This window comes from Rhizobium sp. CB3060 (assembly GCF_025200735.1).
Classification (GTDB): Bacteria; Pseudomonadota; Alphaproteobacteria; order Rhizobiales; family Rhizobiaceae; genus Rhizobium.
This window is the reverse complement of sequence record NZ_CP104158.1, coordinates 4,025,618-4,047,573: the sequence shown is the minus strand read 5'-3', so window position 1 is coordinate 4,047,573 and position 21,956 is coordinate 4,025,618. Positions and strand designations below refer to the sequence as shown.

Here is a 21,956-nt window from a genome sequence, read left to right as displayed (position 1 = left end):
GATGGAACGATGTTCGACGGACGATTGCTGAATGGCGTCAGCGTGCTGGCAGCCGTAGTGGAAGGCGGCAGCTTCGTGCGGGCGGCGGAAGTGCTTGGCCTCACGCCCTCCGGGGTCAGCCGGGCAGTTTCGCGGCTGGAGGCGCGCATCGGCGTGCGCCTGCTGGACCGCACGACGCGAGCGCTGCGGCTGACGGATGATGGGGCTCGTTTCTACGAGCAGGTGGTGCCGCTGCTCGGCGGCATCGAGGAGGCCGCGACGACAGTGGCTGGCGTCGCCCAATCCGTGCGTGGCCGCCTGCGTATCAATGTCGATCCCTATTTCTCTCGCCTCATCTTGGCGCCGCGCCTCGGTGCCTTCCTCGATCGCTATCCCGAGCTGCAGATCGAGATTTTGACCCGCAACGAGATCGGCGATCTCGTTGCCGACGGCATTGATGTCGCCCTGCGCTTCGGCGAGCCGCCGCAAACCTCCCTGATCGCCCGGCTGCTTCTGGAAACCCGCGTGATGACGGTCGCTGCACCCGCCTATATCGAGCGCTATGGCAGGCCGAAAACGCCGGCCGACGTCGCGAACCATCTCTGTATCCATTATCAGGATCCGCGCACCGGGCGCGCATTCGAATGGGAATTCCGGCGCGGGCGCAAGGTCATCCCCGTCGAGACGCGCGGCCGCATCCTGGTCAATGACGCCGGGACGACGTTGGGAACCTGTCTTGCGGGCCTCGGCATCGCCCAAGTCTTCACGCTTGGCATTGCGGATTTTCTGGAGCGCGGAGAGCTTGTCGACCTTTTCCCCGACTGGAAGGACGAGCTTTATCCGCTTTATGCCTTCTACCCGTCCCGTCATCACGTGCCGGCAAAGGTGCGTGTCTTCATCGACTTCTGTGTCGACATTCTCGGCTGACCATCAGAGCCGATTGCCTATTGTGCGCCAAAGGCTTAGGTTCATGAGCATAAAAACAGGCGACGGGTTCGGGCCATGGTTCTCGCGGGAAAACGCATCCTTCTCATCATTTCCGGGGGCATCGCGGCCTATAAGAGCCTCGACCTGATCCGGCGGCTGCGCGAACGCGGCGCCACAGTCCGCCCGATCATGACATCGGGGGCACAGGAATTCATCACGCCGCTTGCCGTCGGCGCACTGGCGGCAGACCATGTCTTCACCGACCTGTTTTCCCGACAGGACGAGCAGGATGTCGGCCATATCAGGCTGGCGCGCGACTGCGATCTGGTGCTCATTGCGCCGGCAACGGCCGATCTCTTGGCCAAGATGGCCAATGGCTTGGCGGACGACCTTGCGTCGACCGTACTGCTCGCGACCGATCGGCCGGTGCTCGCAGCGCCTGCCATGAATCCGAAGATGTGGGCGCATCCGGCGACGAAGCGCAATGTCGAGATCTTGAGGGGCGACGGCATCCGTTTCGTCGGGCCGATGTCCGGGGAAATGGCTGAGGGCAAGGAGGCCGGCACCGGCCGCATGGCCGAGCCACTGGAGATCGTTGCTGCCGCCGAAATGCGACTGGACGACGGGGCAAGGCCGCTCGCCGGCAGAAAGGCCGTCGTCACGTCGGGTCCGACGCATGAGCCGATCGACCCCGTGCGCTATATCGCCAACCGGTCCTCCGGCCGGCAAGGCCATGCCATCGCCTCGGCGCTTGCCGCCCTCGGGGCCGACGTCACGCTCGTTTCCGGGCCTGTCTCGATCCCCGATCCGATGGGCATGCATGTTGTTCATGTCGAGCGGGCGGAGGAAATGCGCGATGCCGTGCTTTCAGCCCTTCCGGCCGATATTGCCGTAATGGTCGCGGCTGTTGCCGATTGGCGCGTCGCCTCGGCCGCCGATCAGAAGATCAAGAAACATCCGGGCGAATCCATTCCGACACTGGCGCTCACGGAAAATCCCGACATCCTGAAAACCGTCGGCCATCACACGCAGCGGCCGAAACTCGTCATCGGCTTTGCGGCCGAAACGCAGGATATGGAGGCGAATGCAAGGGCGAAGCTGGAGCGCAAGGGCGCCGACATGATCGTCGCCAACGATGTCTCGCCGGCAACCGGTATCATGGGCGGCACGCGCAACAGCGTGAAACTCATCCGCCATGACGGCGTGGAGCAATGGCCCGATCTCGACAAGGACGAAGTGGCGGCGCGTCTGGCGGCTTTGATTGCCGAACAGTTCAAGCAGGGATAGTGACGGGCGTCTGCGGTCCGGTGGAGGATGCGCGCGTTTCCGGCTGGAAGGGCGTGATGTGAACGCCCATATCGTCGATCAATACGGCGCTGCCATCCGGAATTTCCGTCCAGGCATCGATATCGTCGTTCAGCGGTTCGGAGACGAGGCAATAGCCGATGCCCACGGGCGAGGCGTAAAGCGTCGGCGCCTTGCGATCGGTGGCGTAGCGCACCGCATGCAGCGACTTGCCATCGGAAAAAGCGGCCGTGAAGCGCACCAGCGCCGAGCCGGTCAGATGAACCGACAGGCCCTCGACAAAACCGATGGTTTCCGCGATCGCGGCGAACGGATTGGTTGCAAGGCCGAATTGCAGCGCCAACAGGAACAGAAGCTCGGAATCCGTCGTGCCGCCGCGGGCGTGGAAAAGCTGATCATCGAGCATCGTTTCCATCGGCCGGCGCAAACGGTCAAAATTGGAAATCTGCCCGTTGTGCTGGAAAGACCAGTTCTCGTAGACGAAGGGATGGCAATTGTCGCGCCGCGTGCCGCCGCCGGTTGCGGCGCGGACGTGGGCGAGAAAGAGCGGGGAACGGATCTGCCGCGCCAAGCTCTTGAGATTGCAATCGGACCAAGCCGGAAGGATGTCGCGATAACGGCCCGGCTCCGGCCGATCGCCATACCAGGCAATGCCAAATCCGTCGCCGTTAGTCGCCGTCTTGGCGCGCGTTGCGCAATGGGATTGTTCGATGAGGGAGTGGGCAGGCGAAGACACCAGCTCCTCCAGATAGAGGGGGTCTCCACGATAGGCTGCCCAGCGACACATGCGTCTTTCGCTCCAATTCCCGCTTGCTTCCTGTCCCGCGGGAGAATGTCAAAATCAAGGACGATTGTTTGTGCGGAATAGGTAATAAACTCTTAATCTACCAAGGATTGATGGTTGAAGGTGACAGATTCTTGACACGCCGTCCGATCACATTTCGGCGTCGCAGCATTATTCTTTTGTGACCATGCCTGCTTCGAATCGGCTTTTTCGGCCTCTCGCTGCCTAGCTTGATGAAAATGTCGGCTTGGCCTATATTGCTGGAGTGAGGGGCAGGTTGCAGCCCACCCCTCTTTATTTCGCTGTTAGAAAGCTACCCGGACTTCAAGCTGCCAGCTAGTCCGGGTTTTTCTTATGCGAAACGTGATGCTAAGTGGAACCACATAGCTCACCTCCTTGTTGACGGCGAGGCCGATCGCCACGGTCGAGGTTGCCCATCTTCCCCGCGATCCTGCCCGCTGGCAGGGACAGGCGCTGCTTTCGCTGCCAACTGCGGCAATCAATATCACGCAAAAGTTGAACGAAGCCTTGCGTTTCAATGCGACACGAAGAGTGAAGCCTCTTGCCTTCTGCACTCTTGAATTCAGCAAAATTTGAGTTACGTTAGGCATATCGTCAACGTAACGAAAGGAAGGTGATCCAATGTCTAGTGAGATTTCGGTCCGCGTATCAGGCATGGAAATGGTTGTGAGCGCTGCGAGGCAGTCCTCGCTCTGATCAAGCCTTCCGGAAGCGTTTTGCTTCAGGCCAGTTACGGGCCAAAACTCATGGAAGGGTCGCTTCGCGCGGCCCTTTTTTGCATTTATCGGTTGCCGATATCGCGGCGCTTCGGGCTCTCTTTCCCGGAATAAACGTTTTCGTGTGGTCGTTTTTCTCTTGCCGAACGGAAAGCGCGCCATAGCTAAGCTTCCATGACTTACAAGGAACAGCCCGAACAGGGTGAAGCCGAACCCGCGCCGTCGAATGAGCCGGCGCTCACCGCACTCTCATTGTATCCTGACGAATGGGCGCTGTTCCTCGACATAGACGGAACGCTGCTCGATCTCGCGGAGACCCCGGACGCGATAGTCGTACCTCCGTCCCTGCCCTTTGTGCTTCAGGCGCTCTCCCGCCAGCTCGGCGGCGCGCTGGCGCTGGTGACCGGGCGCGGGGTTGCTTTTGTCGATCCTCTGTTTACTCCCTTCCACTTCTCCGTCGCCGGCCTGCATGGCGCCGAACGGCGCGATGCGGCAGGACGCTTACGGCGCGCGCTGATCCCGCCTGCCTTCCAGGAGATGAAGCGCATGATCGCGCGGGAGGTCGAGGCCTGGCCCGGCGTTCTTGTCGAAGATAAAGGGGCTGCTGTCGCCGTTCACTACCGGCTGGCACCCGAGCGCCAAGCCGACGTCGCCGAAGCGATGCAGCGCTATCTGCAGGAAGCCGGCCCGGACTGGATCCTGCAGCATGGCAAGCTCGTCGTCGAAATTTGCCCCGCGCATGCGAGCAAAGGGCATGCCGTCGAAGCCTTTCTCAACGAGCCTCCCTTCAACGGGCGGCGGCCGCTCGCGATCGGTGACGACGTCACCGACGAGACCATGTTCGCCGTCGCCAACCGCCTCGGCGGTCAATCTGTGCGCGTCGGCCCGCCCAGCGGCAAGACGCTTGCACGCGCATCCATTCCCTCACCCGCGCGTTTAAGAGAGATACTCGCAGCGCTAGCCAAATAATCATTTTTTGGTCATTTCGGCCTACCGCCGCGGCCCTCTCGAAAGGAGCATTCCGTGAGTCGTCTCATCATCGTTTCCAACCGCGTTTCCGTCCCTGACAACCAAGGTGCGGCGGCGGCCGGCGGGCTTGCCGTGGCGCTGCAAGCTGCCCTTGCCGAACGCGGCGGCGTGTGGATGGGCTGGTCGGGCAAATCGAGCGGCGACATCGAGCCCGAACCGCTGGTGCTGACCGAAGACGGCAACATCACCTATGCACTGACCGATCTCACCCAGACCGATGTCGAGGAATATTACCAAGGCTTCGCCAACCGGGTGCTCTGGCCGATCTGCCACTACCGGCTGGACCTGGCCGAATATGGCCGCAAGGAAATGGCCAGCTATTTCCGCGTCAACCGTTTCTTCGCCCATCGGCTGGCGCCGTTGGTCGAACCCGACGATATCATCTGGGTGCATGACTACCACCTCATTCCGCTGGCGGCGGAGCTGAGGCAAATGGGGTTCAAGAACCGCATCGGTTTCTTCCTGCACATTCCCTGGCCGCCGGCCGACGTGCTCTTCACCATGCCGGTGCACGAAGAGATCATGCGAGGCCTCTCCTCCTATGACCTCCTCGGCTTCCAGACGAAATACGATCTCGAAAATTTCGCCGGCTGCCTGAAGCGCGAGGGCATGGGGGTCGAAAACAGCCCTGGCCATTTCAGTGCCCACGGTCACAACTTCCGCGGCGGTGCCTATTCGATCGGCATCGAGACCGCGGCCTTCGCCGCCTTTGCCCGCAAGGCCGCAGCCCACAGCATGGTGCGCAAGGCGCAGCAAAGCATCGAAGGCCGCGACCTGATCATCGGCGTCGACCGGCTCGATTACTCCAAAGGGATCACGCAGCGCATCGACGCATTCGAGCGTTTCATCGTTAACAATCCGGCCCATCAGCGCCGCGTCACCTATCTGCAGATCACGCCGAAATCGCGCTCGGAAGTGCCCGAATACGAGGCGATGCAGCATGCCGTCGCCGAGCAGGCCGGCCGGGTCAACGGCGCGATCGGCACCGTCGACTGGGTGCCGATCCGTTATATCAACCGCTCGATCAGCCGACCGGTGCTGGCCGGCCTCTACCGGCTGGCGAAAGTCGGCCTGGTGACGCCGCTGCGCGACGGCATGAACCTTGTCGCCAAGGAATATGTGGCGGCGCAGGACCCGGACGATCCCGGCGTGCTGGTGCTCTCGCGTTTCGCCGGATCGGCGCGCGAATTAAAGGGCGCGTTGCTGGTCAACCCCTATGACGTCGACGGCACGGCAAATGCCTTGGCGCGGGGCATCAATATGCCGCTGGAAGAACGGCGTGAACGCTGGCGCGGCATGATGGACCATCTGCTGGAAAACGATGTTTCGCGCTGGTGCGATACTTTCCTCGCGGATCTGCGGGCAGAGTGACGGGCACCGGCTACATAGCCGCCGCTTCCCTGACGAGCCATTCCGTCAACTGTTCCGCATGCATGCTCTGCGACTTTGGCGGCAGAAGCCAATAGCCGCGATTCGGTCCTTCCAGCGCCGGGCCGGCGGTCACCAGCATGCGCCCGGCCAGCAGCGAATCCACCAGTCCTATCCAGCCGAGCGCCAATCCCTGCTCACCGATCGCCGCCTGAACGACTAGCGAATAGGTGTTGAACCGCAGATCGCCATGGCCAGCATAGGTGTCGCGGCTGATGCCAAGTGCGGCGAAATAGCTCTTCCAATCGAACCAGGGCGACGGCGTTTCCGTGTCGAGATGCACGAGCGTTGCTTGCGCCAGGCGGCTTGGATCGCTGAAGGGACCGTATTTGTCGACGAAGCCCTGCGTACAGATCGGCGCTACCTTCTCGGGCAACAACAATGCGGCTTCCGGCCCGAACTCCTCCCGTGCTCCGAAGACGACGGCGACGTCGTCGCTTTCCGAATGGCCGCGTTCCTGTCGCTGCGTCGCGACGATCTGAATATCCAGCTCCGGATGAAGGAGACGAAACCGATGCATGCGGGGGATCAGCCATAGCGCCGAGAAGGCATAATCGGTCCGAAGCCGCACTGTCGGCCGCTGCGCCTCGGCGCGAAAGCTGCGCACCAGTGAATCGACGCCGCCGACGGCCTTCTCCACGATCTCGAACAGACGACGACCTTCCGGGGACAGCTCGACACCGCGATGCTGGCGATGAAAGAGCGTCACGCCCATCTGCTCCTCGATCCGCCGGATCTGATAGCTGACCGCCGGCTGGGTCAGCCCGAGGCTTGCCGCCGCGGACGACAGGCTGCCCGAGCGCCCCACCTCGACAAAAATCCGCAGCCATCCGAGGTCTACGGGCCGTTCAGCCATAGAAATTCCTTTTGCCATCCATCGAAAAAAGCCCGCTTCACAGGCCGAATGCTAGTGATGTTCAATAAAATGAGCAAATATAAAGGGAACTGTCATCATGCGAATTTCTACTATCGGCCGGCTTGCTGTCGGCGCGCTCCTTTCTGCATTGTCCTTCGCCGGCATCGCCAGGGCCGATGTCGATTCCTGCCGCACTATCCATCTGTCCGATCCGGGCTGGACCGACATCACCTCGACCAACGGCGTCACGGGCGTGCTGCTCGGCGCGCTCGGCTATGAGCCGGACATCAAGACGCTTTCCGTGCCGATCGGCTATCAATCGATGAAGACCGGCGAAACCGACGTCTTCCTCGGCAATTGGATGCCGGCGCAGAAGGCCTTCGTCGACGACCTCAACAAAGCCAAAGCCATCGAAGTGCTGAACCGCAATCTTCAGGGCGCGAAATTCACCCTCGCCGTTCCGACCTATGTCGCGGACAAGGGCGTCAAGAACTTCGCCGACCTGCAGAAGCATGCCGACGAATTCGACCATAAGATCTACGGCATCGAACCCGGCGCGCCGGCCAATGCCAATATCCAGAAGATGATTGATGCCAACGATTTTGGCCTGAAGGGCTGGGAATTGGTGGAATCGAGCGAGCAGGCGATGCTGTCGCAGGTCGAGCGCGCCGGGAAGGACAAGCAGGCGATCGTTTTCCTCGCCTGGGCGCCGCATCCGATGAATGAGCGTTTCCAGATTGCCTATCTCGCAGGCGGCGACGCCTATTTCGGTCCGGACTACGGCGGCGCACAGGTCTACACGCTGGCACGCACGGGCTGGGCGGCCGCCTGCCCGAACGCGGCGAAATTGTTCCACAATCTGACCTTCGACATCGGCATGGAAAATTCGCTGATGGGTTCGATCCTCGGCGGCGAGGATGCGAAGACGGCGGCAACCGCTTGGCTGAAGGCGCATCCGGAGGCTATGACACCCTGGCTTGCCGGCGTGACGACGATCGACGGCAAGCCCGGTCTCGATGCAGTCAAGGCCGCAGTCGGCCTCTGATCCAGTAAAGGACATCCAACATGGCGCGCCCGAACATCCTTATCCTCATGGTCGATCAGTTGAACGGAACATTGTTTCCCGATGGCCCCGCCGATTTTCTCCATGCACCCGTGCTGAAGGCACTGGCGAAACGCTCCGTGCGCTTCGCCAACAGCTATACGGCAAGCCCGCTCTGCGCGCCGGCGCGGGCGTCCTTCATGTCGGGGCAATTGCCGAGCCGCACCCGCGTCTATGACAATGCCGCCGAGTTTGCCTCCGATATCCCGACCTTCGCACACCATCTGCGGGCAGCGGGCTACCAGACGGCGCTCTCCGGCAAGATGCACTTCGTCGGGCCGGACCAGATGCACGGCTTCGAGGAGCGGCTCACGACCGATATCTATCCCGCCGATTTCGGCTGGACGCCCGACTATACGAAACCGGGCGAGCGCATCGACTGGTGGTATCACAATCTCGGTTCGGTGACCGGGGCCGGCGTCGCCGAGATTACCAACCAGATGGAATATGACGACGAGGTCGCCTATCACGCGACGCGCAAACTGCTCGACCTGTCGCGCGGCCATGATGAAAGGCCGTGGTGCCTGACCGTCAGCTTCACCCATCCGCATGACCCCTACGTCGCCCGCTGCCGCTTCTGGGATCTTTATGAAGACTGCCTGGCACTTGACCCGGACGTTGCGGAAATTCCCTTCGACAGGCAGGACCCGCATTCGCAACGGCTGATGAAGGCGAGCGATCATACCGCCTTCGACATCACACCCGAACAGATTCGCCGGGCGCGCCGCGGCTATTTTGCCAATATTTCCTATGTCGATGAGAAGATCGGCGAAATCCTCGACGCGCTGGAGCGCGGCCGCATGGCCGACAACACCATCGTGCTCTTCGTTTCCGACCATGGTGATATGCTCGGCGAACGCGGGCTGTGGTTCAAGATGAACTTCTTCGAAGGCTCGGCGCGTGTGCCGCTGATGATCGCGGCGCCCGGCTGGAATGCCCGGCGCATCGACCAGCCGGTGTCGACGCTCGACGTGACACCGACGCTTGCCGGCCTTGCCGGGCTCGATATCGCCTCGCTGAAGCAATGGACGGATGGGGAAGACCTTGCTCCCCTCGTTCATGGCACCGGAAGCCGTGGCCCGGTGCCAATGGAATATGCGGCGGAAGGATCGGAAGCGCCGCTCGTCTGCTTGCGCGACGGCCGCTACAAGTTGGCGCTCTGCGACAAGGACCCGCCCCTGCTTTTCGATCTCGACGCCGATCCCAAAGAACTGATCAATCTTGCCGACGATCCGGCGCGCGCCGAAATCCTGGCGCGGCTGACGGCGCAAGCGAAACAGCGCTGGAATCTTTCCACCTTCGACGCCGCCGTGCGCGAAAGCCAGGCGCGGCGATGGGTGGTCTATGCGGCCCTGCGCAACGGTGCCTATTATCCCTGGGACTACCAGCCGCTGCAGAAGGCATCCGAGCGCTATATGCGCAACCATATGGATCTGAACGTCTTGGAGGAGAACCAGCGTTTTCCACGGGGCGAGTAAGGTTTTTGTGGCCGTGATTTTCGGGAGGCGATATGGTCGCGCCGACATATCGGAGAGGTATCCATGAAAATCAGCGCACGTAACCGACTCAAAGGCAAGATCGTCGACATCATCAAGGGTGCCACGACGGCCCATATCCGCATCGATATCGGCAACGGCTCGATCGTCACCTCGTCGATCACCAATGAGGCAGTCGACGAATTGGGACTGACGGTCGGCGCCGATGCCTATGCGGTCATCAAGGCTTCGGATGTCATGGTGGCTGTCGACTGACATCCAAAGTGAGTATGATCTTGTCCGAAAACCGCTTCACACTTTTCGGGATCATGCTTCACGCCTTCTGACAATGATGCGCTGTCTCGCCGTCGCCGGTCTGGAAATCGCCAGATTGCGGCGGCGCGATGGGTTTGAACAAGCTCCGATCCGGCTTCAAGTCGAGCAGCGGCGTCCCATCCAGGCAATCGAGACCGCGCACAAGCAGGATGCCACCTTCGACCGCCTCCAGCTTGACAATGGAGGTGCCGATCGGATTTGGCCGCACCGGCGAGCGCAGCGAGAAAGTACCGTGCACCTTGCCGTTGCTGGCCGGACTCTGCAGCACGAGATCGCGCCGCGAGCGGTCCAGCCAATAGAGGATTTCCAGCCGCTCGAAAGTCTCCACCCCCTTCAGCGCCGGCACCCAGGGCTCGAAAATCTCGATGCGGCAGAGCGGCCCGTCATGCCGCCCCTGACGCGGCGTCTCCATCCGAGAGGTCCACGGTGTCGAAATGCGGCCGATGAAGACAAGACCGGCATCTGTCGCTGCCGGCGGCTCAATCGCCACTTCGTTTTCCCGAATTTCGTTTTCGCGGACCATATTTCCCTCCGAAGCGTTGCGGCGCGATCATCCGCTAAATCCACCTGATAGAATAGCTCGTAAAGCCGTAGCACGGCATGGCGTTATATTCGATAGAATATCGCGAAAGTGCAATTTCCCTGATCGCTGCGCCGCGTCCTGTAATCGGCAATATTAGCCGGCTTTTTGGCCTCTACGGCAGTTGTATTGCCGATGGATAAACTGTCACAAAAATTGTAGGATCATGTGTCTCTAATGCAGAATGCCATCACACCAATCGTGATGAAATGCCGTCTGATGCAATCATTTCGCTCGCGGCGCATGCTTTTCGAAAGCCACATCCAAACAACTCTGAAACCTGGTGGGCGGACCCATGGATATCCTCTTCAAAAGCAGCAGCAACTTCGCCTCTCTTTCCCTTAAGGACCTGGTGGAGGCGCGCGATCTCTTCCACTACCATTTGATGAACAAGAAGAACGTGGTGGCGACCGCGCTGGGTCTTTATAGAATTCGCAAGAGCGATCCCTGGCCCTCCAAGCATGAGGACGCGACGCGCAAGCGTTCTCCGGAGAGCGAGCGACGAACGCTTTTCAACTCGGAAGTACGCCCCTATTCCTGGCCTTGCATCTATGTCTTCGTGTCCAATTGGGAATATGAGAAGGACCTGGCGAAGACGAATCCTTCCGATGTCGTCCCCAAGACGCTCTATCTGCCGGACGGGCGAACCGTGCCGGTCTGTGTCATCGAAGCGCGCAAACAGCAGCTATCCAAGGACCTGAAGATCAAGCTCGACGGCCGGACGCCGCGCAATCTGCTCGCGCCAGGCTCGGCCATCATCAACGAGGATGGTCAGGGCATGACCCGTCTGGCGACCGCGGGCTGCGTCGTGCGCGATAGCGAACGCTATTTCGTGATGACCAATCGGCATGTCGTCGGCGAACCGGGCACCGAGATCAGCGCCTTGCAGACCCATCGCCGCCCCAAGATCGGTGTCAGCGCGAAAAAGGGCCTGGGCCGGCAGGACTTTCGAACGATCTATCCGAATTTCGCCTCGACGAACCAGCGCCTGCTGATGGACGTGGGATTGGTGGAACTTGATAACATCCTGCAATGGAAAACCGAGTTTCCGGGCATCGCGCCCATCGGCCCGGTGCTGGACCTTTACGACAACAGCTTCAGCCTCAAGCTGATCACCATGAAAGTGATTGGCCAGTCCGCGGTCACCGGCACCATCAGAGGCGAAATCCACGGCCTGTTCTATCGTTACAAGGCGATGGGCGGATCGGAATATATCAGCGATTTCCTGATCGGCCCGGAGACCTATGGCATCGACAAGGAACGCCTGAAGACTGAGGAGGATGCGGAAGCGCGCAATCCGGCGGAGAATATCAGTCTCGGCGTTCATCATGGCGATTCCGGCACAGCTCTCTTCATCGAGCATGTTGAAAAGACCGACAGCGAGGATACAAAGGCCGTTAAAAAGATCAGCTATTATCCGTTCGCGCTGTTGTGGGGGAAAGAAGAGTTCTTCGAAGACGGTGAAAGCCTGTCCCAGCCCTATGCGCTCGCCACATCCCTCAGCACGGCGCTCGATCACCTGGATCTTGATTTCGTACGCGACATCAATCTGGATCAAGATTTCATCTGGGGATGGGTTGGACACTATATTATCGGCCGCTCCCTGCCCTTGTCCGCAGATCTCGTGACATCACAGAAGCTGCAAGGGTTCCTCGACAATAATCTCGATCTCTTGGCGCTCACGCCGGACGCTGCGCTCGGCAACGATCCGCGCGTTCTCGAAAAGGACGATGACGAGGTTCATTTCGTGCCGCTGGCCGACGTTCCCGACAATGTCTGGAAAAGCAATGTCAATTTCATCATGGTGGAAGGGCCCGACGGCAAGAAGCAGCGCAAGGTTGGACCCGGCAGTCGCGGACAGAACGACAATCCGAACCATTTTGCCGATCTGGATCTCCCCTATGAGAATGGCGAGACGTTTCTCGCTCTCAATCAATCCGCGCCGGACACCTACCTCAATCCTAAAGCCTGGATCGACTATTTTGCCGAGATAGAGCCCCAATATGACGCCTGGGCGCAATTGCTCGATCCCAATGCCGACCTGCGCAACAAACATTGGGGAGCTTTGCCCTTCAGAGTTCACCAGCTATTCGACATCATGGTGAAGGCGGCCAGGGATGGCGATGCGGCGATGTTTCTTTGTGCCGGCGGCGTCCTCATCCACTATATGGGCGATGCCTGCCAGCCGCTGCACACTTCCTATCTCTCGCAGGGCGATCCGGCCAAGGTTGTCCCGCGCCCGCGATCCAGCAAAATGAAACTGGAAGCCGATGGCGTGCATGTGGGCTACGAAGACGACATGATCGCCTATGGTTATCAGCAGAAGAATCTCGGCGCGGAACTCGCACAGCGCATTACGGATCTTGCCGCCGAGCCGATGCCGCCCATCACCGATGGCTATGAGGCCAGCAAGGCGGTCATAGCTCTCATCAGCGCGACGCAAAGAGATATAGCGCCGCGGGATATCGTCGACAAATGGGTTGAGCTCATAGGCAAACCAGCCAAGGAGAAGGCGGCGGCGATGTGGGATGACTTCGGTGACCGCACCATCACCTGCATGGCGCGCGGCACCCGCTATCTGGCGAAGATCTGGCAGGCCGCCTGGGAGCAAGGCAATGGCGACGCCAATATCCAGGCAGCCGCCGCCATCACCGAGGCGGCCATCATGGCACTCTACAACGATCCAGATAAGATGCCATCGGTAGCGCTCGACCGATATCCGGACGATCGGAATTCCGATTGGTCAAAGATAACACGGAAAGTGCAGGCATAGAGCACTGCCGTCGTGTTGGCAAAGAACCGATATCACGCCGCCTTGACGGCGTGATATTCCTTGATGGCGACCATCTTGATAGCCGGATAACGTTCAGATTCGTAGCGCAGCGAAAAGCCGTCCTGGGCGAGGAAGACCGGATCGCCGTCGAGGTCGCGGGCGATATCGCCGCGGCGGGCGGTGACAAACTTGTCGAGATCGCCGGTCTGATCGGCGGAAATCCAGCGGCAGACGGAGAAGCGCGACATTTCGAAGGAGACCGGCAGGCCGTATTCGGCCATCAGCCGCTCTTTCAAGACGTCGAGCTGCAGTGCGCCGACGACGCCGACGATAGCGGGCGAGCCATCTTCCGGCGAGAAGAGCTGCACGACGCCCTCTTCGGCCATCTGCTGCAGCGCTTCTTTCAGCTTCTTTGCCTTCATCGCGTCTTCAAGACGAACGCGGCGCAAGATTTCCGGCGAGAAATTCGGTACGCCTTGGAAGACGAGGGATTCGCCTTCCGTCAGCGTATCGCCAATGCGCAGCGTACCATGATTGGGAATGCCGACGACGTCGCCGGCATAGGCGGTATCGGCGAGCTGACGCTGCGAGGCGAAGAAGAATTGCGGTGCGGTCAAACCAAGCTGCTTGCCGGTGCGCGACAGCCGGGCCTTCATGCCACGCTCCAGCTTGCCGGAGCAGATGCGCGCAAACGCGATACGGTCGCGATGGTTCGGGTCCATGTTCGCCTGGATCTTGAAGACAAAGGCCGTCATCTTGTCGTCAGTCGCCTGCACGGTCCTGATATCGGCGACCTGATCGCGCGGCGGCGGCGCGAAAGCGCCGAGCGCGTTGATGAGATCGCGCACACCGAAATTGCGAAGAGCCGAGCCGAAGAACACCGGCGTCATGTGACCTTCCAGGAAGGATTCCCGGTCGAAGGGACGGCAGGCTTCGATAGCAAGCTCGGTCTCGTCGATGAAGGCTTGCCGTTCATTTTCCGGTAGACGGTCGGCGACGGCCTGCGGGCCATTGACCCGGGCAGCCTCTACTTCTGTGTCGGAGCCGCGGACGGTATTATCAGCCAGATGATAGGAGCCGCAGAAGGTCTTCGACCGGCCGATTGGCCAGGTGACCGGGGCGGTGTCCAGCGCCAGCTTCTCTTCCACTTCATCGAGAATTTCGAAGGGGTCGCGGCTTTCGCGGTCCATCTTGTTGATGAAGGTAATGATCGGGATATCGCGCATGCGGCAGACTTCGAACAGCTTCAGCGTCCGCGGCTCGATGCCCTTGGCAGCATCGATGACCATGACGGCGGCGTCGACCGCGGTCAGCGTGCGATAGGTGTCGTCGGCGAAGTCTTCGTGACCGGGCGTATCGAGAATGTTGAAGACGTTGCCGTCATACTCGAAGGTCATGACCGAGGTCACGACCGAGATGCCGCGCTCGCGCTCGATCTTCATCCAGTCGGACCGCGTCTGCATGCGATCCTTCTTTGCCTTGACCTCACCGGCAAGCTGAATGGCGCCGCCGAACAGCAGCAGCTTTTCGGTGAGCGTCGTCTTGCCCGCGTCCGGGTGGGCGATAATAGCGAATGTGCGGCGGCGGGAGACCGCCTCGGCGAGACTTTCGGCCATGCTTGTGAAATCCTGTGAATTGCGGCTGTATCTAGCGATTCAAAGACGGGATTGCAATTGACCTCAGCGATTCCAGCACAAACTAATGCCGCATGACCATTCACACCGATACGCGCCCGACGCTGAACCTCATCCGCTTGGCCCATGGCCAAGGCCTCGATTTGCCCGCCTATGAGACCAAAGGCGCGGCCGGCATGGACCTGCGCGCGGCCGTCGAGGAAGGCGCGACGCTGACGCTCGCGCCCGGCAAACGGGCGCTGGTGCCGACCGGTTTCATCTTCGAGATTCCCGATGGTTTCGAAGCCCAGATCCGCCCCCGCTCCGGCCTCGCCTTCAAGCACGGCATAACCTGCCTCAACACGCCTGGCACGATCGACAGCGACTACCGCGGCGAAGTGAAGGTGCTGCTGATCAATCTTGGCGACGAGCCGTTCGACATCACCCGCGGCATGCGCATCGCGCAGATGGTGATCGCGCCGGTAACGCAGGCGCGTGTCGCGGAAATCGCCCACGTCAGCGAAACGACGCGCGGCGCCGGCGGCTTCGGCTCTACCGGCGTGTGACGGCGGAATTTTAGCGGGAGAGCGGCGGCAGGCGCCGTTTGACCGGGGTCGCCTTGATCATCGACGTGTTCGTCTCGGCGCGCTCGGCGATCTTGTCCAGGATGCCGTCCAGTTCGCCCATCGAGCGCACCACAAGGCGGCCGATGAAGCAGTCGTCGCCGGTGACCTTGTCGCATTCGATGAATTCCGGTGTCTCCTGGATGATACGCTCGACCACATGCAATTGACCGGGCAGCGGCCGGATGCGCACGATCGCCTGCAGGGGATAGCCGATCACCTCCGGCGCGATATCCACGGTGAAGGCCGCGATGACACCGCGCTCCTCCAGCCGGCGCAGCCGCTCGGCAGCGCTTGGCGAGGATAATCCAGCGACTTCAGCCAGCTCCTTCAACGAAATCCGGGCATTGCGGGCCAGGGCCTCCAGCATACGCTGGTCGATCGCGTCGAGCTCTATGGCAGCATTAGGCGCACCCATATTTCCACCTCATATAATTAGGCGCTCTATCCACTACTGTTTATTCAGATTATATCATCCGCTTCCTTCCCGCAATATTATCAGGCTCCGGAAAACGGGAAGCCCGACAATGAACGAGATAAGACGCGGAACAGCGGAAATGACAGCAGCAATGCTGATTTCAGGGACGATCGGCTGGTTCGTGCTGATGTCGGGGCAGCCTGTTACTGGCGTCGTCTTCTGGCGCTGCCTGTTTGGTGCACTCACGCTTCTTGTTGTCTGCGGAGCCATGGGTCTGTTGCGCCCCGGCATTCTCAGCCTCAGGACCTTTGCGATCGCCGTTGCCGGCGGTATCGCTATCGTCCTCAATTGGCTGCTGCTTTTCGCTGCCTATTCGCATGCCTCCATCTCGATCGCGACAACGGTCTACAATACGCAACCATTCATGCTGCTCGGCCTCGGCGCGCTGTTTCTCGGCGAAAAGATCACGCTCACCAAGCTTTTCTGGCTGGGTCTCGCCTTTGCCGGCATGGCTGTCATCGTCGAAGGCAAACCCGCGGAGACGGCGGGCATCGGCAGCTATGCCATCGGCATCCTGCTTTCGCTCGGCGCCGCTTTCTTCTATGCGTTGGCCGCTCTGGCCGCCAAATGGCTGAAGGGCACGCCGCCGCATTTGATCGCCCTGATCCAGGTTTCGACCGGCATTCTGATGCTTGCGCCCTTCGCCGATTTCTCGGCTCTGCCGCGGGACGCAGGCGGATGGTCCATTCTGATGACGATGGGCATCGTCCACACCGGCTTGATGTATGTGCTGCTCTACGGCGCGATCCAGAAGCTGCCGACGCATCTGACCGGCGCGCTGTCCTTCATTTATCCGATCGCCGCCATCGTGGTCGATCGCTTCGCCTTCGGGCATGTGCTCGGCATGGCGCAGATCATCGGCGCTGTGATCATTTTGGCCGCGGCGGCCGGCATGAACCTCGGCTGGACGATTACCTTGCCGCGTCCTAAAAGCGATGATCTTTCAAAGGAAGCCGCCGAATGATCACCTGCTATCTTCGCTATACGATCGATCCTTACAAGCTTGCGGAATTCGAACATTACGCGAAACTCTGGATCCCGCTGGTCAACCGGCTCGGTGGCACGCATCACGGCTATTTCCTGCCGCACGAGGGCGCCAACAATATCGCACTGGCGCTCTTCAGCTTCCCGAGCCTTGCTGCCTACGAGGGCTACCGGCAGGCGATGGCCGAGGATGCCGAATGCCGCGCCGCCTTTGCCTATGCGGAGGAGACGCGTTGCATTGTCAGCTATGAACGCAGCTTCATGCGGCCCGTGTTCTGATCAGCGCTGCGCCTCGAAGGCCATGCGCATGGCGAGCCCGGCCAAGACCGTGCCCATCAGCCAGCGCTGCACCAGCATGAAGGACGGACGGCTTGAGAAGAACAGCGCGACGGAGCCGGCCGTCAGCGCGATGATGGAGTTGAGCGTCACGCTGACGGCAATGTGGGTAAAGCCGAAAATGACGGATTGGTTGAAGACGCTGCCGATCGTGGGATCGATAAACTGCGGCAACAGCGAGAGATAAAGGACCGCGACCTTCGGGTTCAGCAGGCTGGTCACCAGGCCCATGCCGAAGAGTTTGCGCGGTCCATCCTTCGGGAGATCGCGGACCTGGAAGGCCGAACGGCCGCCCGGCCTCAGCGCATTCCAAGCAAGCCAAGCGAGATAGGCGGCACCGGCAAGACGCAGCGCGTCATAGGCAAAGGGCACGGCGAACAAGAAGGCCGTGATGCCGAGCGCGGCCGAAAGCATGTAGAAGACGAAACCGAGCGCCACACCGCCGAGCGAGATCAGCCCGGCCCCCGGCCCCTGCGAGATCGATCGCGACACCAGATAAATCATGTTCGGCCCGGGCGTCAGCACCATTCCGGCAGCGATCAGGGCAAAGGTGATGATACTGGCGAGATGCGGCATGGAGGTCTCCGGGGGGGAATTCAGAAGGCGATTTGGGCGGTCGGGATAAGCTTGATCTCATGCGGGCCGGCATCGAAGCCGTCCAGCAGCATATTATGATGAGCGATGATCGCCTCGAATGTCAGCTTGCCCATATCGGCGGTGGTATGACCGTCCGAGAGCAGCGTCACATCGAAGCCGAGCGAAACCGCGCGTCGTGCAGTCGTGTCGACGCAGAATTGCGTCATGCAGCCGCCGATGACGAGATGGGTGATCCTCTTTGCGCGCAAGCGCGCCTCGAGATCGGTCTCGAAGAAGGAATCGCAGCTCGTTTTATGCACGACCACATCGCCGGCTTCCGGTGCGATTTCGCGGCGCAACTGCCAGCCTTCGCCGCGCTTTGCCAGGCGATGCGTTCCCTGGCCATCATGCTGGACGATGAAGGAAGGAATTCCGGCGGCGCGGGCCTTTCGCTTCAATTCCGCAAGCCTGGCTACGACCGCCTCCAGAGCGGCGTCGATCGCTGGTTGGCGCTCTGGCGAGCCGAGGCCGCTCAAAATGGCATTCTGAAGGTCGATCAGGAGCAATGCGGACGACATGGGAGCCTTATGCAACACGGTTTCGACGGGCCGTTACCCTTGGTAGTATGTTCGCGCCGTTTGCGCAATCGCTTGAAAACGCAAGAGTGCTGCGATACAGCAATTGCCTATTCCTGGAGGATCGCACCATGACGCTTGCAGCCCTGCTCGCCTATAGCGGCGCGCTTTTCATCGCCGCCGCGATTCCCGGGCCGGGCATCACCGCGATTGTTGCCCGCGCTCTCGGCTCCGGCTTCCGGGAGACCTTTTTCATGGGTCTCGGGCTCGTGCTCGGCGATATGATCTACCTGACAGCGGTCATTCTCGGCCTAGCCTTCGTGGCGCAGACCTTTACGGAGATCTTCATCGTCATCAAGATTGCCGGTGCGCTTTATCTCGGCTATATCGCCTGGAAGCTCTGGACCGCTGGGCTGCTCTCCACCGATGTCGCAGCGAAAAAATCGATGAGCGCCGGCATGTCCTTCCTCTCCGGTCTTCTGGTGACCCTTGGCAACCCGAAGGTCATGTTATTTTACGTGGCGCTCGTGCCAACCCTGATCGACATCGGCAGCATCGGGCTTCGCGAATATGCCACGCTGCTTGCGGCGACCTTCATCGTGCTGTTGGTGGTGCTGATCCCCTATATGCTGCTCGCTTCCCGGGCCCGCACCTTCCTTAAGAGGCCAAAAGCGCTGCAGATTTTGAACCGGGTCGCCGCCAGCATTCTCGCCGGCACGGCTGCCTTCATCGCTGCCCGCGCGGCCTGAAAAAACCTTTCTCGGCACAACGACGCGGGAGATTCTTTTCCCACGGTAGAGGATCGGCAGAGTGATCCCAGACTGGTTTCCGCCGACGTTTAATCCTATTGTGCCTGTACAATTCCAATGGAGGGAGAGCTACCCATGTCCGACACCCGCAAACCAGGCCGCGGCCGCGTCTATGCCTCGATCACCGACACCATCGGTGACACGCCGATCGTGCGTCTCGACAAGCTGGCCAAGGAGAAGGGCGTCAAGGCCAATTTGCTGGCGAAGCTCGAGTTCTTCAACCCGATCGCTTCCGTCAAGGACCGTATCGGCGTTGCCATGATCGAGAGCCTTGAAGCACAGGGCAAGATCACCCCCGGCAAAAGCGTGCTGATCGAGCCGACCTCCGGCAATACAGGCATAGCACTCGCTTTCGCCGCCGCCGCTAAGGGCTACCGGCTGATCCTCACCATGCCGGAGACGATGTCGATCGAGCGCCGCAAGATGCTGCTGCTGCTCGGTGCCGAGCTGGTGCTGACCGAGGGTCCGAAGGGCATGAAGGGCGCGATCGCCAAGGCCGAGGAACTGGCATCGACGCTGCCCGACGCGATCATCCCGCAGCAGTTCGAAAACCCGGCCAACCCGGAAATCCACCGCAAGACGACAGCAGAGGAAATCTGGAACGATACGGACGGCCAAGTCGATATCCTCGTGTCCGGCATCGGTACCGGTGGCACGATCACCGGCGTCGGCCAGGTGTTGAAAGCCCGCAATTCGAATATCAAGGTCATCGCCGTCGAGCCGGCTGACTCGCCTATCCTCTCCGGCGGCAATCCGGGTCCCCACAAGATCCAGGGCATCGGCGCCGGCTTCGCCCCGAAGATTCTCGATACGCATATCTATGACGAAGTCGTCACCGTCACCAATGACGAAGCTTTCCAGCATGCACGCCACATCGCCAAGCTCGAAGGCGTGCCAGTCGGCATCTCCTCCGGTGCGGCCCTGGCGGCTGCAATTAAGATCGGCCAGCGTCCCGAAAACGAAGGCAAGAATATCGTCATCATCATCCCCTCCTTCGCCGAGCGCTATCTCTCGACGGCGCTGTTCGAAGGGCTGGGCGGCTGACACGGTCAGCTTCGATCGTCAGGGATTCAAAGGGCGCTGCGGTGCCCTTTGTCATTTCAGCCGTTTGCGCTTACGCCGCAGCGGTCAGCCGTTCGCCGGCAATGCGGTAGGAAATGGCTTCTGCGAGGTGGATGCGCCCGACGGTTTGCTTGTCGTCGAGATCGGCGAGCGTGCGGGCCACTTTCAGTACGCGATGATAGCCGCGGGCGGAAAACTTCATCTTCTCGGCCGCGTCGCGCAGCAATTGCAGGCCGGCGGCGTCCGGCTCGGCGATCGTTTCGATCATCGATGTCGAGCAGCGGGCATTGGTGGAAATTCCCTTCATCCCGGCAGCCTCGAAGCGTTCGCGCTGCCGCTCGCGGGCACGGGCGACACGAAGCGCGACATCGGCGCTCTTTTCGGCCGTCGTCGGGCGGATGAGATCGGCCGCAGAGACGGCGGGCACGTCGAGGCGGATATCGATGCGGTCCAACAGCGGTCCGGAAATCCGGCCCTGATAATCCGCGACGCAGCGCGGGCCGCGGGCGCAGGTGTGACCCGGCTCGCCGGCCATGCCGCAACGGCAGGGATTCATCGCTGCAACCAATTGAATGCTCGCCGGATAGGAAACGCGATGATTGGCCCTGGCGATGACGCATTCGCCCGATTCCAGCGGCTGGCGCAGCGCGTCCAGCGCCTGCGGCGAAAACTCGGGCAATTCATCGAGAAAAAGGACGCCGTGATGGGCAAGCGAGACCTCGCCCGGGCGGGCACGCAAGCCGCCGCCGACCAGCGCCGCCATGGTGGCGGAGTGATGCGGCGTGCGATAGGGCCGGCGGTCGGAGAGCTTTCCGCCCGAAAGCTGACCGGCAACGGAATGGATCATCGACACTTCCAGCAGCTCCGCCGTCGACAATGGCGGCAGAATGGATGGCAGGCGCGAGGCCAGCATCGACTTGCCGGAGCCGGGCGGGCCGACGAAAAGCAGATTATGTCCCCCGGCCGCCGCCACTTCCAGCGCCCGCTTGGCGCTTTCCTGGCCCTTGATATCGGCGAGATCGGGGACGTTGGCGGCATTGGCGCGGATCGCCGGTTCGGGGCGTGACAGAACCTGGGTGCCGCGGAAATGATTGGCGAGCGCGATCAGGCTGCGCGGCGCGAGAATATCGATGTCGGCGCCGGCCCAGGCGACCTCAGGACCGCTTTCGGACGGGCATATCAGCCCCTTGCCGATGGCATTGGCGGCGATCGCGGCCGGCAGCGCGCCAGCGACCGGCGCGATCGTGCCATCGAGGTTGAGCTCGCCGATGACGGTGTAGGCCGCAAGCGCATCCGCCGGGATGGCGCCCAGCGCCGCCATCAGCCCAAGCGCGATCGGAAGATCGAAATGGCTGCCCTCCTTGGGCAGGTCCGCGGGTGCGAGATTGACCGTGACCTTCTTCGGCGGCAGCGACAGGCCAGAGGCATGAAGAGCTGCCTGCACCCGTTCGCGGCTTTCGGCCACGGCCTTGTCCGGCAGACCGACGATATGCATCAGCACCTTGCCCGGGGAAATCATCACCTGCACTTCGACAGGAACGCCCTCAATGCCTTGAAACGCAATCGTGCTGACGCGCGCTACCATCCCC

The 21,956-nt window shown here is 61.0% G+C and carries 22 protein-coding genes; 13 read left to right on the top strand and 9 right to left on the bottom strand.

The window, feature by feature from the left end; all coding sequences use genetic code 11:
- Positions 1-9: 9 nt before the first annotated feature.
- Together N2601_RS19495 and coaBC are read left to right on the top strand one after the other, a co-directional pair.
- On the top strand, positions 10-906 hold the full coding sequence (locus N2601_RS19495; RefSeq protein ID WP_104824964.1) for a LysR family transcriptional regulator: 897 nt from the start codon (positions 10-12) through the stop codon (positions 904-906).
- A 75-nt stretch (positions 907-981) separates the two neighbouring features.
- Positions 982-2,193, top strand: a complete 1,212-nt coding sequence (coaBC, locus tag N2601_RS19490) for a bifunctional phosphopantothenoylcysteine decarboxylase/phosphopantothenate--cysteine ligase CoaBC (RefSeq protein ID WP_104821777.1) — start codon at positions 982-984, stop codon at positions 2,191-2,193.
- On the opposite strand, the gene N2601_RS19485 is transcribed toward coaBC, so the two are convergent.
- The gene (locus N2601_RS19485) at positions 2,180-2,998 is read right to left on the bottom strand and encodes a class II glutamine amidotransferase (protein WP_104821776.1); all 819 of its coding nucleotides are present in this window, start codon (positions 2,996-2,998) and stop codon (positions 2,180-2,182) included. The two genes, coaBC and N2601_RS19485, sit on opposite strands and share 14 nt — an antisense overlap.
- 302 nt (positions 2,999-3,300) lie before the next feature.
- Complete coding sequence (locus tag N2601_RS19480; protein WP_158704414.1) at positions 3,301-3,894, bottom strand: hypothetical protein; 594 nt, start codon at positions 3,892-3,894, stop codon at positions 3,301-3,303.
- Between the two features lie 12 nt (positions 3,895-3,906).
- On the opposite strand from N2601_RS19480, the gene otsB reads away from it, so the two are divergent.
- On the top strand, positions 3,907-4,701 hold the full coding sequence (gene otsB, locus N2601_RS19475) for a trehalose-phosphatase (RefSeq protein ID WP_104821774.1): 795 nt from the start codon (positions 3,907-3,909) through the stop codon (positions 4,699-4,701).
- A gap of 54 nt (positions 4,702-4,755) precedes the next feature.
- Positions 4,756-6,132: an alpha,alpha-trehalose-phosphate synthase (UDP-forming) gene (gene otsA / locus N2601_RS19470; RefSeq protein ID WP_104821773.1), complete on the top strand. Its 1,377-nt coding sequence runs from the start codon at positions 4,756-4,758 to the stop codon at positions 6,130-6,132.
- 10 nt (positions 6,133-6,142) lie between these two features.
- On the opposite strand, the gene N2601_RS19465 is transcribed toward otsA, so the two are convergent.
- The gene (locus N2601_RS19465) at positions 6,143-7,045 is read right to left on the bottom strand and encodes a choline sulfate utilization transcriptional regulator (protein ID WP_104821772.1); all 903 of its coding nucleotides are present in this window, start codon (positions 7,043-7,045) and stop codon (positions 6,143-6,145) included.
- Between the two features lie 97 nt (positions 7,046-7,142).
- On the opposite strand from N2601_RS19465, the gene N2601_RS19460 reads away from it, so the two are divergent.
- The 3 genes from N2601_RS19460 (at position 7,143) to N2601_RS19450 (ending at position 9,898) form a co-directional block, all read left to right on the top strand.
- On the top strand, positions 7,143-8,090 hold the full coding sequence (locus N2601_RS19460) for a choline ABC transporter substrate-binding protein (protein ID WP_445944973.1): 948 nt from the start codon (positions 7,143-7,145) through the stop codon (positions 8,088-8,090).
- Positions 8,091-8,110: 20 nt separating this feature from the next.
- Entirely contained in the window at positions 8,111-9,625 is a 1,515-nt protein-coding gene (betC, locus tag N2601_RS19455) for a choline-sulfatase (protein WP_104821770.1), read from the top strand.
- A gap of 63 nt (positions 9,626-9,688) precedes the next feature.
- Entirely contained in the window at positions 9,689-9,898 is a 210-nt protein-coding gene (locus N2601_RS19450) for a TOBE domain-containing protein (protein ID WP_104821769.1), read from the top strand.
- 58 nt (positions 9,899-9,956) lie between these two features.
- On the opposite strand, the gene tsaA is transcribed toward N2601_RS19450, so the two are convergent.
- Positions 9,957-10,481, bottom strand: a complete 525-nt coding sequence (gene tsaA / locus N2601_RS19445) for a tRNA (N6-threonylcarbamoyladenosine(37)-N6)-methyltransferase TrmO (RefSeq protein WP_104821768.1) — start codon at positions 10,479-10,481, stop codon at positions 9,957-9,959.
- Between the two features lie 352 nt (positions 10,482-10,833).
- Between tsaA and N2601_RS19440 the strand changes: the two genes are divergently transcribed.
- Positions 10,834-13,311 carry a hypothetical protein gene (locus N2601_RS19440; protein WP_260303305.1) on the top strand — a complete coding sequence of 826 codons (2,478 nt, stop codon included), beginning with the start codon at positions 10,834-10,836 and terminating at the stop codon, positions 13,309-13,311.
- Positions 13,312-13,343: 32 nt separating this feature from the next.
- On the opposite strand, the gene N2601_RS19435 is transcribed toward N2601_RS19440, so the two are convergent.
- Positions 13,344-14,927 (bottom strand): peptide chain release factor 3, encoded by a 1,584-nt coding sequence (locus N2601_RS19435; RefSeq protein ID WP_104821766.1) that lies wholly within the window; start codon positions 14,925-14,927, stop codon positions 13,344-13,346.
- A 92-nt stretch (positions 14,928-15,019) separates the two neighbouring features.
- Here N2601_RS19435 and dut point away from each other — a divergent pair, with 92 nt between their 5' ends.
- Entirely contained in the window at positions 15,020-15,490 is a 471-nt protein-coding gene (dut, locus tag N2601_RS19430) for a dUTP diphosphatase (RefSeq protein ID WP_104821765.1), read from the top strand.
- Positions 15,491-15,500: 10 nt separating this feature from the next.
- Here dut and N2601_RS19425 read toward each other — a convergent pair whose 3' ends face one another.
- Complete coding sequence (locus N2601_RS19425; RefSeq protein WP_104821764.1) at positions 15,501-15,965, bottom strand: Lrp/AsnC family transcriptional regulator; 465 nt, start codon at positions 15,963-15,965, stop codon at positions 15,501-15,503.
- A 109-nt stretch (positions 15,966-16,074) separates the two neighbouring features.
- Here N2601_RS19425 and N2601_RS19420 point away from each other — a divergent pair, with 109 nt between their 5' ends.
- On the top strand, positions 16,075-16,989 hold the full coding sequence (locus N2601_RS19420; RefSeq protein WP_104821763.1) for a DMT family transporter: 915 nt from the start codon (positions 16,075-16,077) through the stop codon (positions 16,987-16,989).
- On the top strand, positions 16,986-17,288 hold the full coding sequence (locus tag N2601_RS19415; RefSeq protein WP_104821762.1) for an NIPSNAP family protein: 303 nt from the start codon (positions 16,986-16,988) through the stop codon (positions 17,286-17,288). The genes N2601_RS19420 and N2601_RS19415 overlap by 4 nt, the downstream gene beginning before the upstream one ends.
- On the opposite strand, the gene N2601_RS19410 is transcribed toward N2601_RS19415, so the two are convergent.
- Together N2601_RS19410 and N2601_RS19405 are read right to left on the bottom strand one after the other, a co-directional pair.
- Complete coding sequence (locus N2601_RS19410) at positions 17,289-17,921, bottom strand: LysE family translocator (RefSeq protein ID WP_104821761.1); 633 nt, start codon at positions 17,919-17,921, stop codon at positions 17,289-17,291.
- 20 nt (positions 17,922-17,941) lie between these two features.
- Positions 17,942-18,499 carry a cysteine hydrolase family protein gene (locus tag N2601_RS19405; RefSeq protein ID WP_104821760.1) on the bottom strand — a complete coding sequence of 186 codons (558 nt, stop codon included), beginning with the start codon at positions 18,497-18,499 and terminating at the stop codon, positions 17,942-17,944.
- Positions 18,500-18,627: 128 nt separating this feature from the next.
- Between N2601_RS19405 and N2601_RS19400 the strand changes: the two genes are divergently transcribed.
- Both N2601_RS19400 and cysK read left to right on the top strand, forming a co-directional pair.
- Positions 18,628-19,245, top strand: a complete 618-nt coding sequence (locus N2601_RS19400) for a LysE family translocator (RefSeq protein ID WP_104824963.1) — start codon at positions 18,628-18,630, stop codon at positions 19,243-19,245.
- A gap of 135 nt (positions 19,246-19,380) precedes the next feature.
- Positions 19,381-20,349: a cysteine synthase A gene (cysK, locus tag N2601_RS19395; protein WP_104821759.1), complete on the top strand. Its 969-nt coding sequence runs from the start codon at positions 19,381-19,383 to the stop codon at positions 20,347-20,349.
- A gap of 70 nt (positions 20,350-20,419) precedes the next feature.
- Here the strand turns inward: cysK and N2601_RS19390 are convergent, their stop codons facing one another.
- Positions 20,420-21,952, bottom strand: a complete 1,533-nt coding sequence (locus N2601_RS19390) for a YifB family Mg chelatase-like AAA ATPase (protein WP_260303304.1) — start codon at positions 21,950-21,952, stop codon at positions 20,420-20,422.
- Between the last annotated feature and the right edge of the window lie 4 nt (positions 21,953-21,956).

Excerpts from the sequence above, each read along its gene's own strand:
- N2601_RS19495 (WP_104824964.1), top strand. The coding sequence starts at position 10 with ATGTTCGACGGACGATTGCTGAATGGCGTCAGCGTGCTGGCAGCCGTA.
- coaBC (WP_104821777.1), top strand. The coding sequence starts at position 982 with ATGGTTCTCGCGGGAAAACGCATCCTTCTCATCATTTCCGGGGGCATC.
- N2601_RS19485 (WP_104821776.1), bottom strand. The coding sequence starts at position 2,998 with ATGTGTCGCTGGGCAGCCTATCGTGGAGACCCCCTCTATCTGGAGGAG.
- N2601_RS19480 (WP_158704414.1), bottom strand. The coding sequence starts at position 3,894 with ATGGCGCGCTTTCCGTTCGGCAAGAGAAAAACGACCACACGAAAACGT.
- otsB (WP_104821774.1), top strand. The coding sequence starts at position 3,907 with ATGACTTACAAGGAACAGCCCGAACAGGGTGAAGCCGAACCCGCGCCG.
- N2601_RS19465 (WP_104821772.1), bottom strand. The coding sequence starts at position 7,045 with ATGGCTGAACGGCCCGTAGACCTCGGATGGCTGCGGATTTTTGTCGAG.
- N2601_RS19460 (WP_445944973.1), top strand. The coding sequence starts at position 7,143 with ATGCGAATTTCTACTATCGGCCGGCTTGCTGTCGGCGCGCTCCTTTCT.
- betC (WP_104821770.1), top strand. The coding sequence starts at position 8,111 with ATGGCGCGCCCGAACATCCTTATCCTCATGGTCGATCAGTTGAACGGA.
- N2601_RS19450 (WP_104821769.1), top strand. The coding sequence starts at position 9,689 with ATGAAAATCAGCGCACGTAACCGACTCAAAGGCAAGATCGTCGACATC.
- tsaA (WP_104821768.1), bottom strand. The coding sequence starts at position 10,481 with ATGGTCCGCGAAAACGAAATTCGGGAAAACGAAGTGGCGATTGAGCCG.
- N2601_RS19440 (WP_260303305.1), top strand. The coding sequence starts at position 10,834 with ATGGATATCCTCTTCAAAAGCAGCAGCAACTTCGCCTCTCTTTCCCTT.
- N2601_RS19435 (WP_104821766.1), bottom strand. The coding sequence starts at position 14,927 with ATGGCCGAAAGTCTCGCCGAGGCGGTCTCCCGCCGCCGCACATTCGCT.
- dut (WP_104821765.1), top strand. The coding sequence starts at position 15,020 with ATGACCATTCACACCGATACGCGCCCGACGCTGAACCTCATCCGCTTG.
- N2601_RS19425 (WP_104821764.1), bottom strand. The coding sequence starts at position 15,965 with ATGGGTGCGCCTAATGCTGCCATAGAGCTCGACGCGATCGACCAGCGT.
- N2601_RS19420 (WP_104821763.1), top strand. The coding sequence starts at position 16,075 with ATGAACGAGATAAGACGCGGAACAGCGGAAATGACAGCAGCAATGCTG.
- N2601_RS19415 (WP_104821762.1), top strand. The coding sequence starts at position 16,986 with ATGATCACCTGCTATCTTCGCTATACGATCGATCCTTACAAGCTTGCG.
- N2601_RS19410 (WP_104821761.1), bottom strand. The coding sequence starts at position 17,921 with ATGCCGCATCTCGCCAGTATCATCACCTTTGCCCTGATCGCTGCCGGA.
- N2601_RS19405 (WP_104821760.1), bottom strand. The coding sequence starts at position 18,499 with ATGTCGTCCGCATTGCTCCTGATCGACCTTCAGAATGCCATTTTGAGC.
- N2601_RS19400 (WP_104824963.1), top strand. The coding sequence starts at position 18,628 with ATGACGCTTGCAGCCCTGCTCGCCTATAGCGGCGCGCTTTTCATCGCC.
- cysK (WP_104821759.1), top strand. The coding sequence starts at position 19,381 with ATGTCCGACACCCGCAAACCAGGCCGCGGCCGCGTCTATGCCTCGATC.
- N2601_RS19390 (WP_260303304.1), bottom strand. The coding sequence starts at position 21,952 with ATGGTAGCGCGCGTCAGCACGATTGCGTTTCAAGGCATTGAGGGCGTT.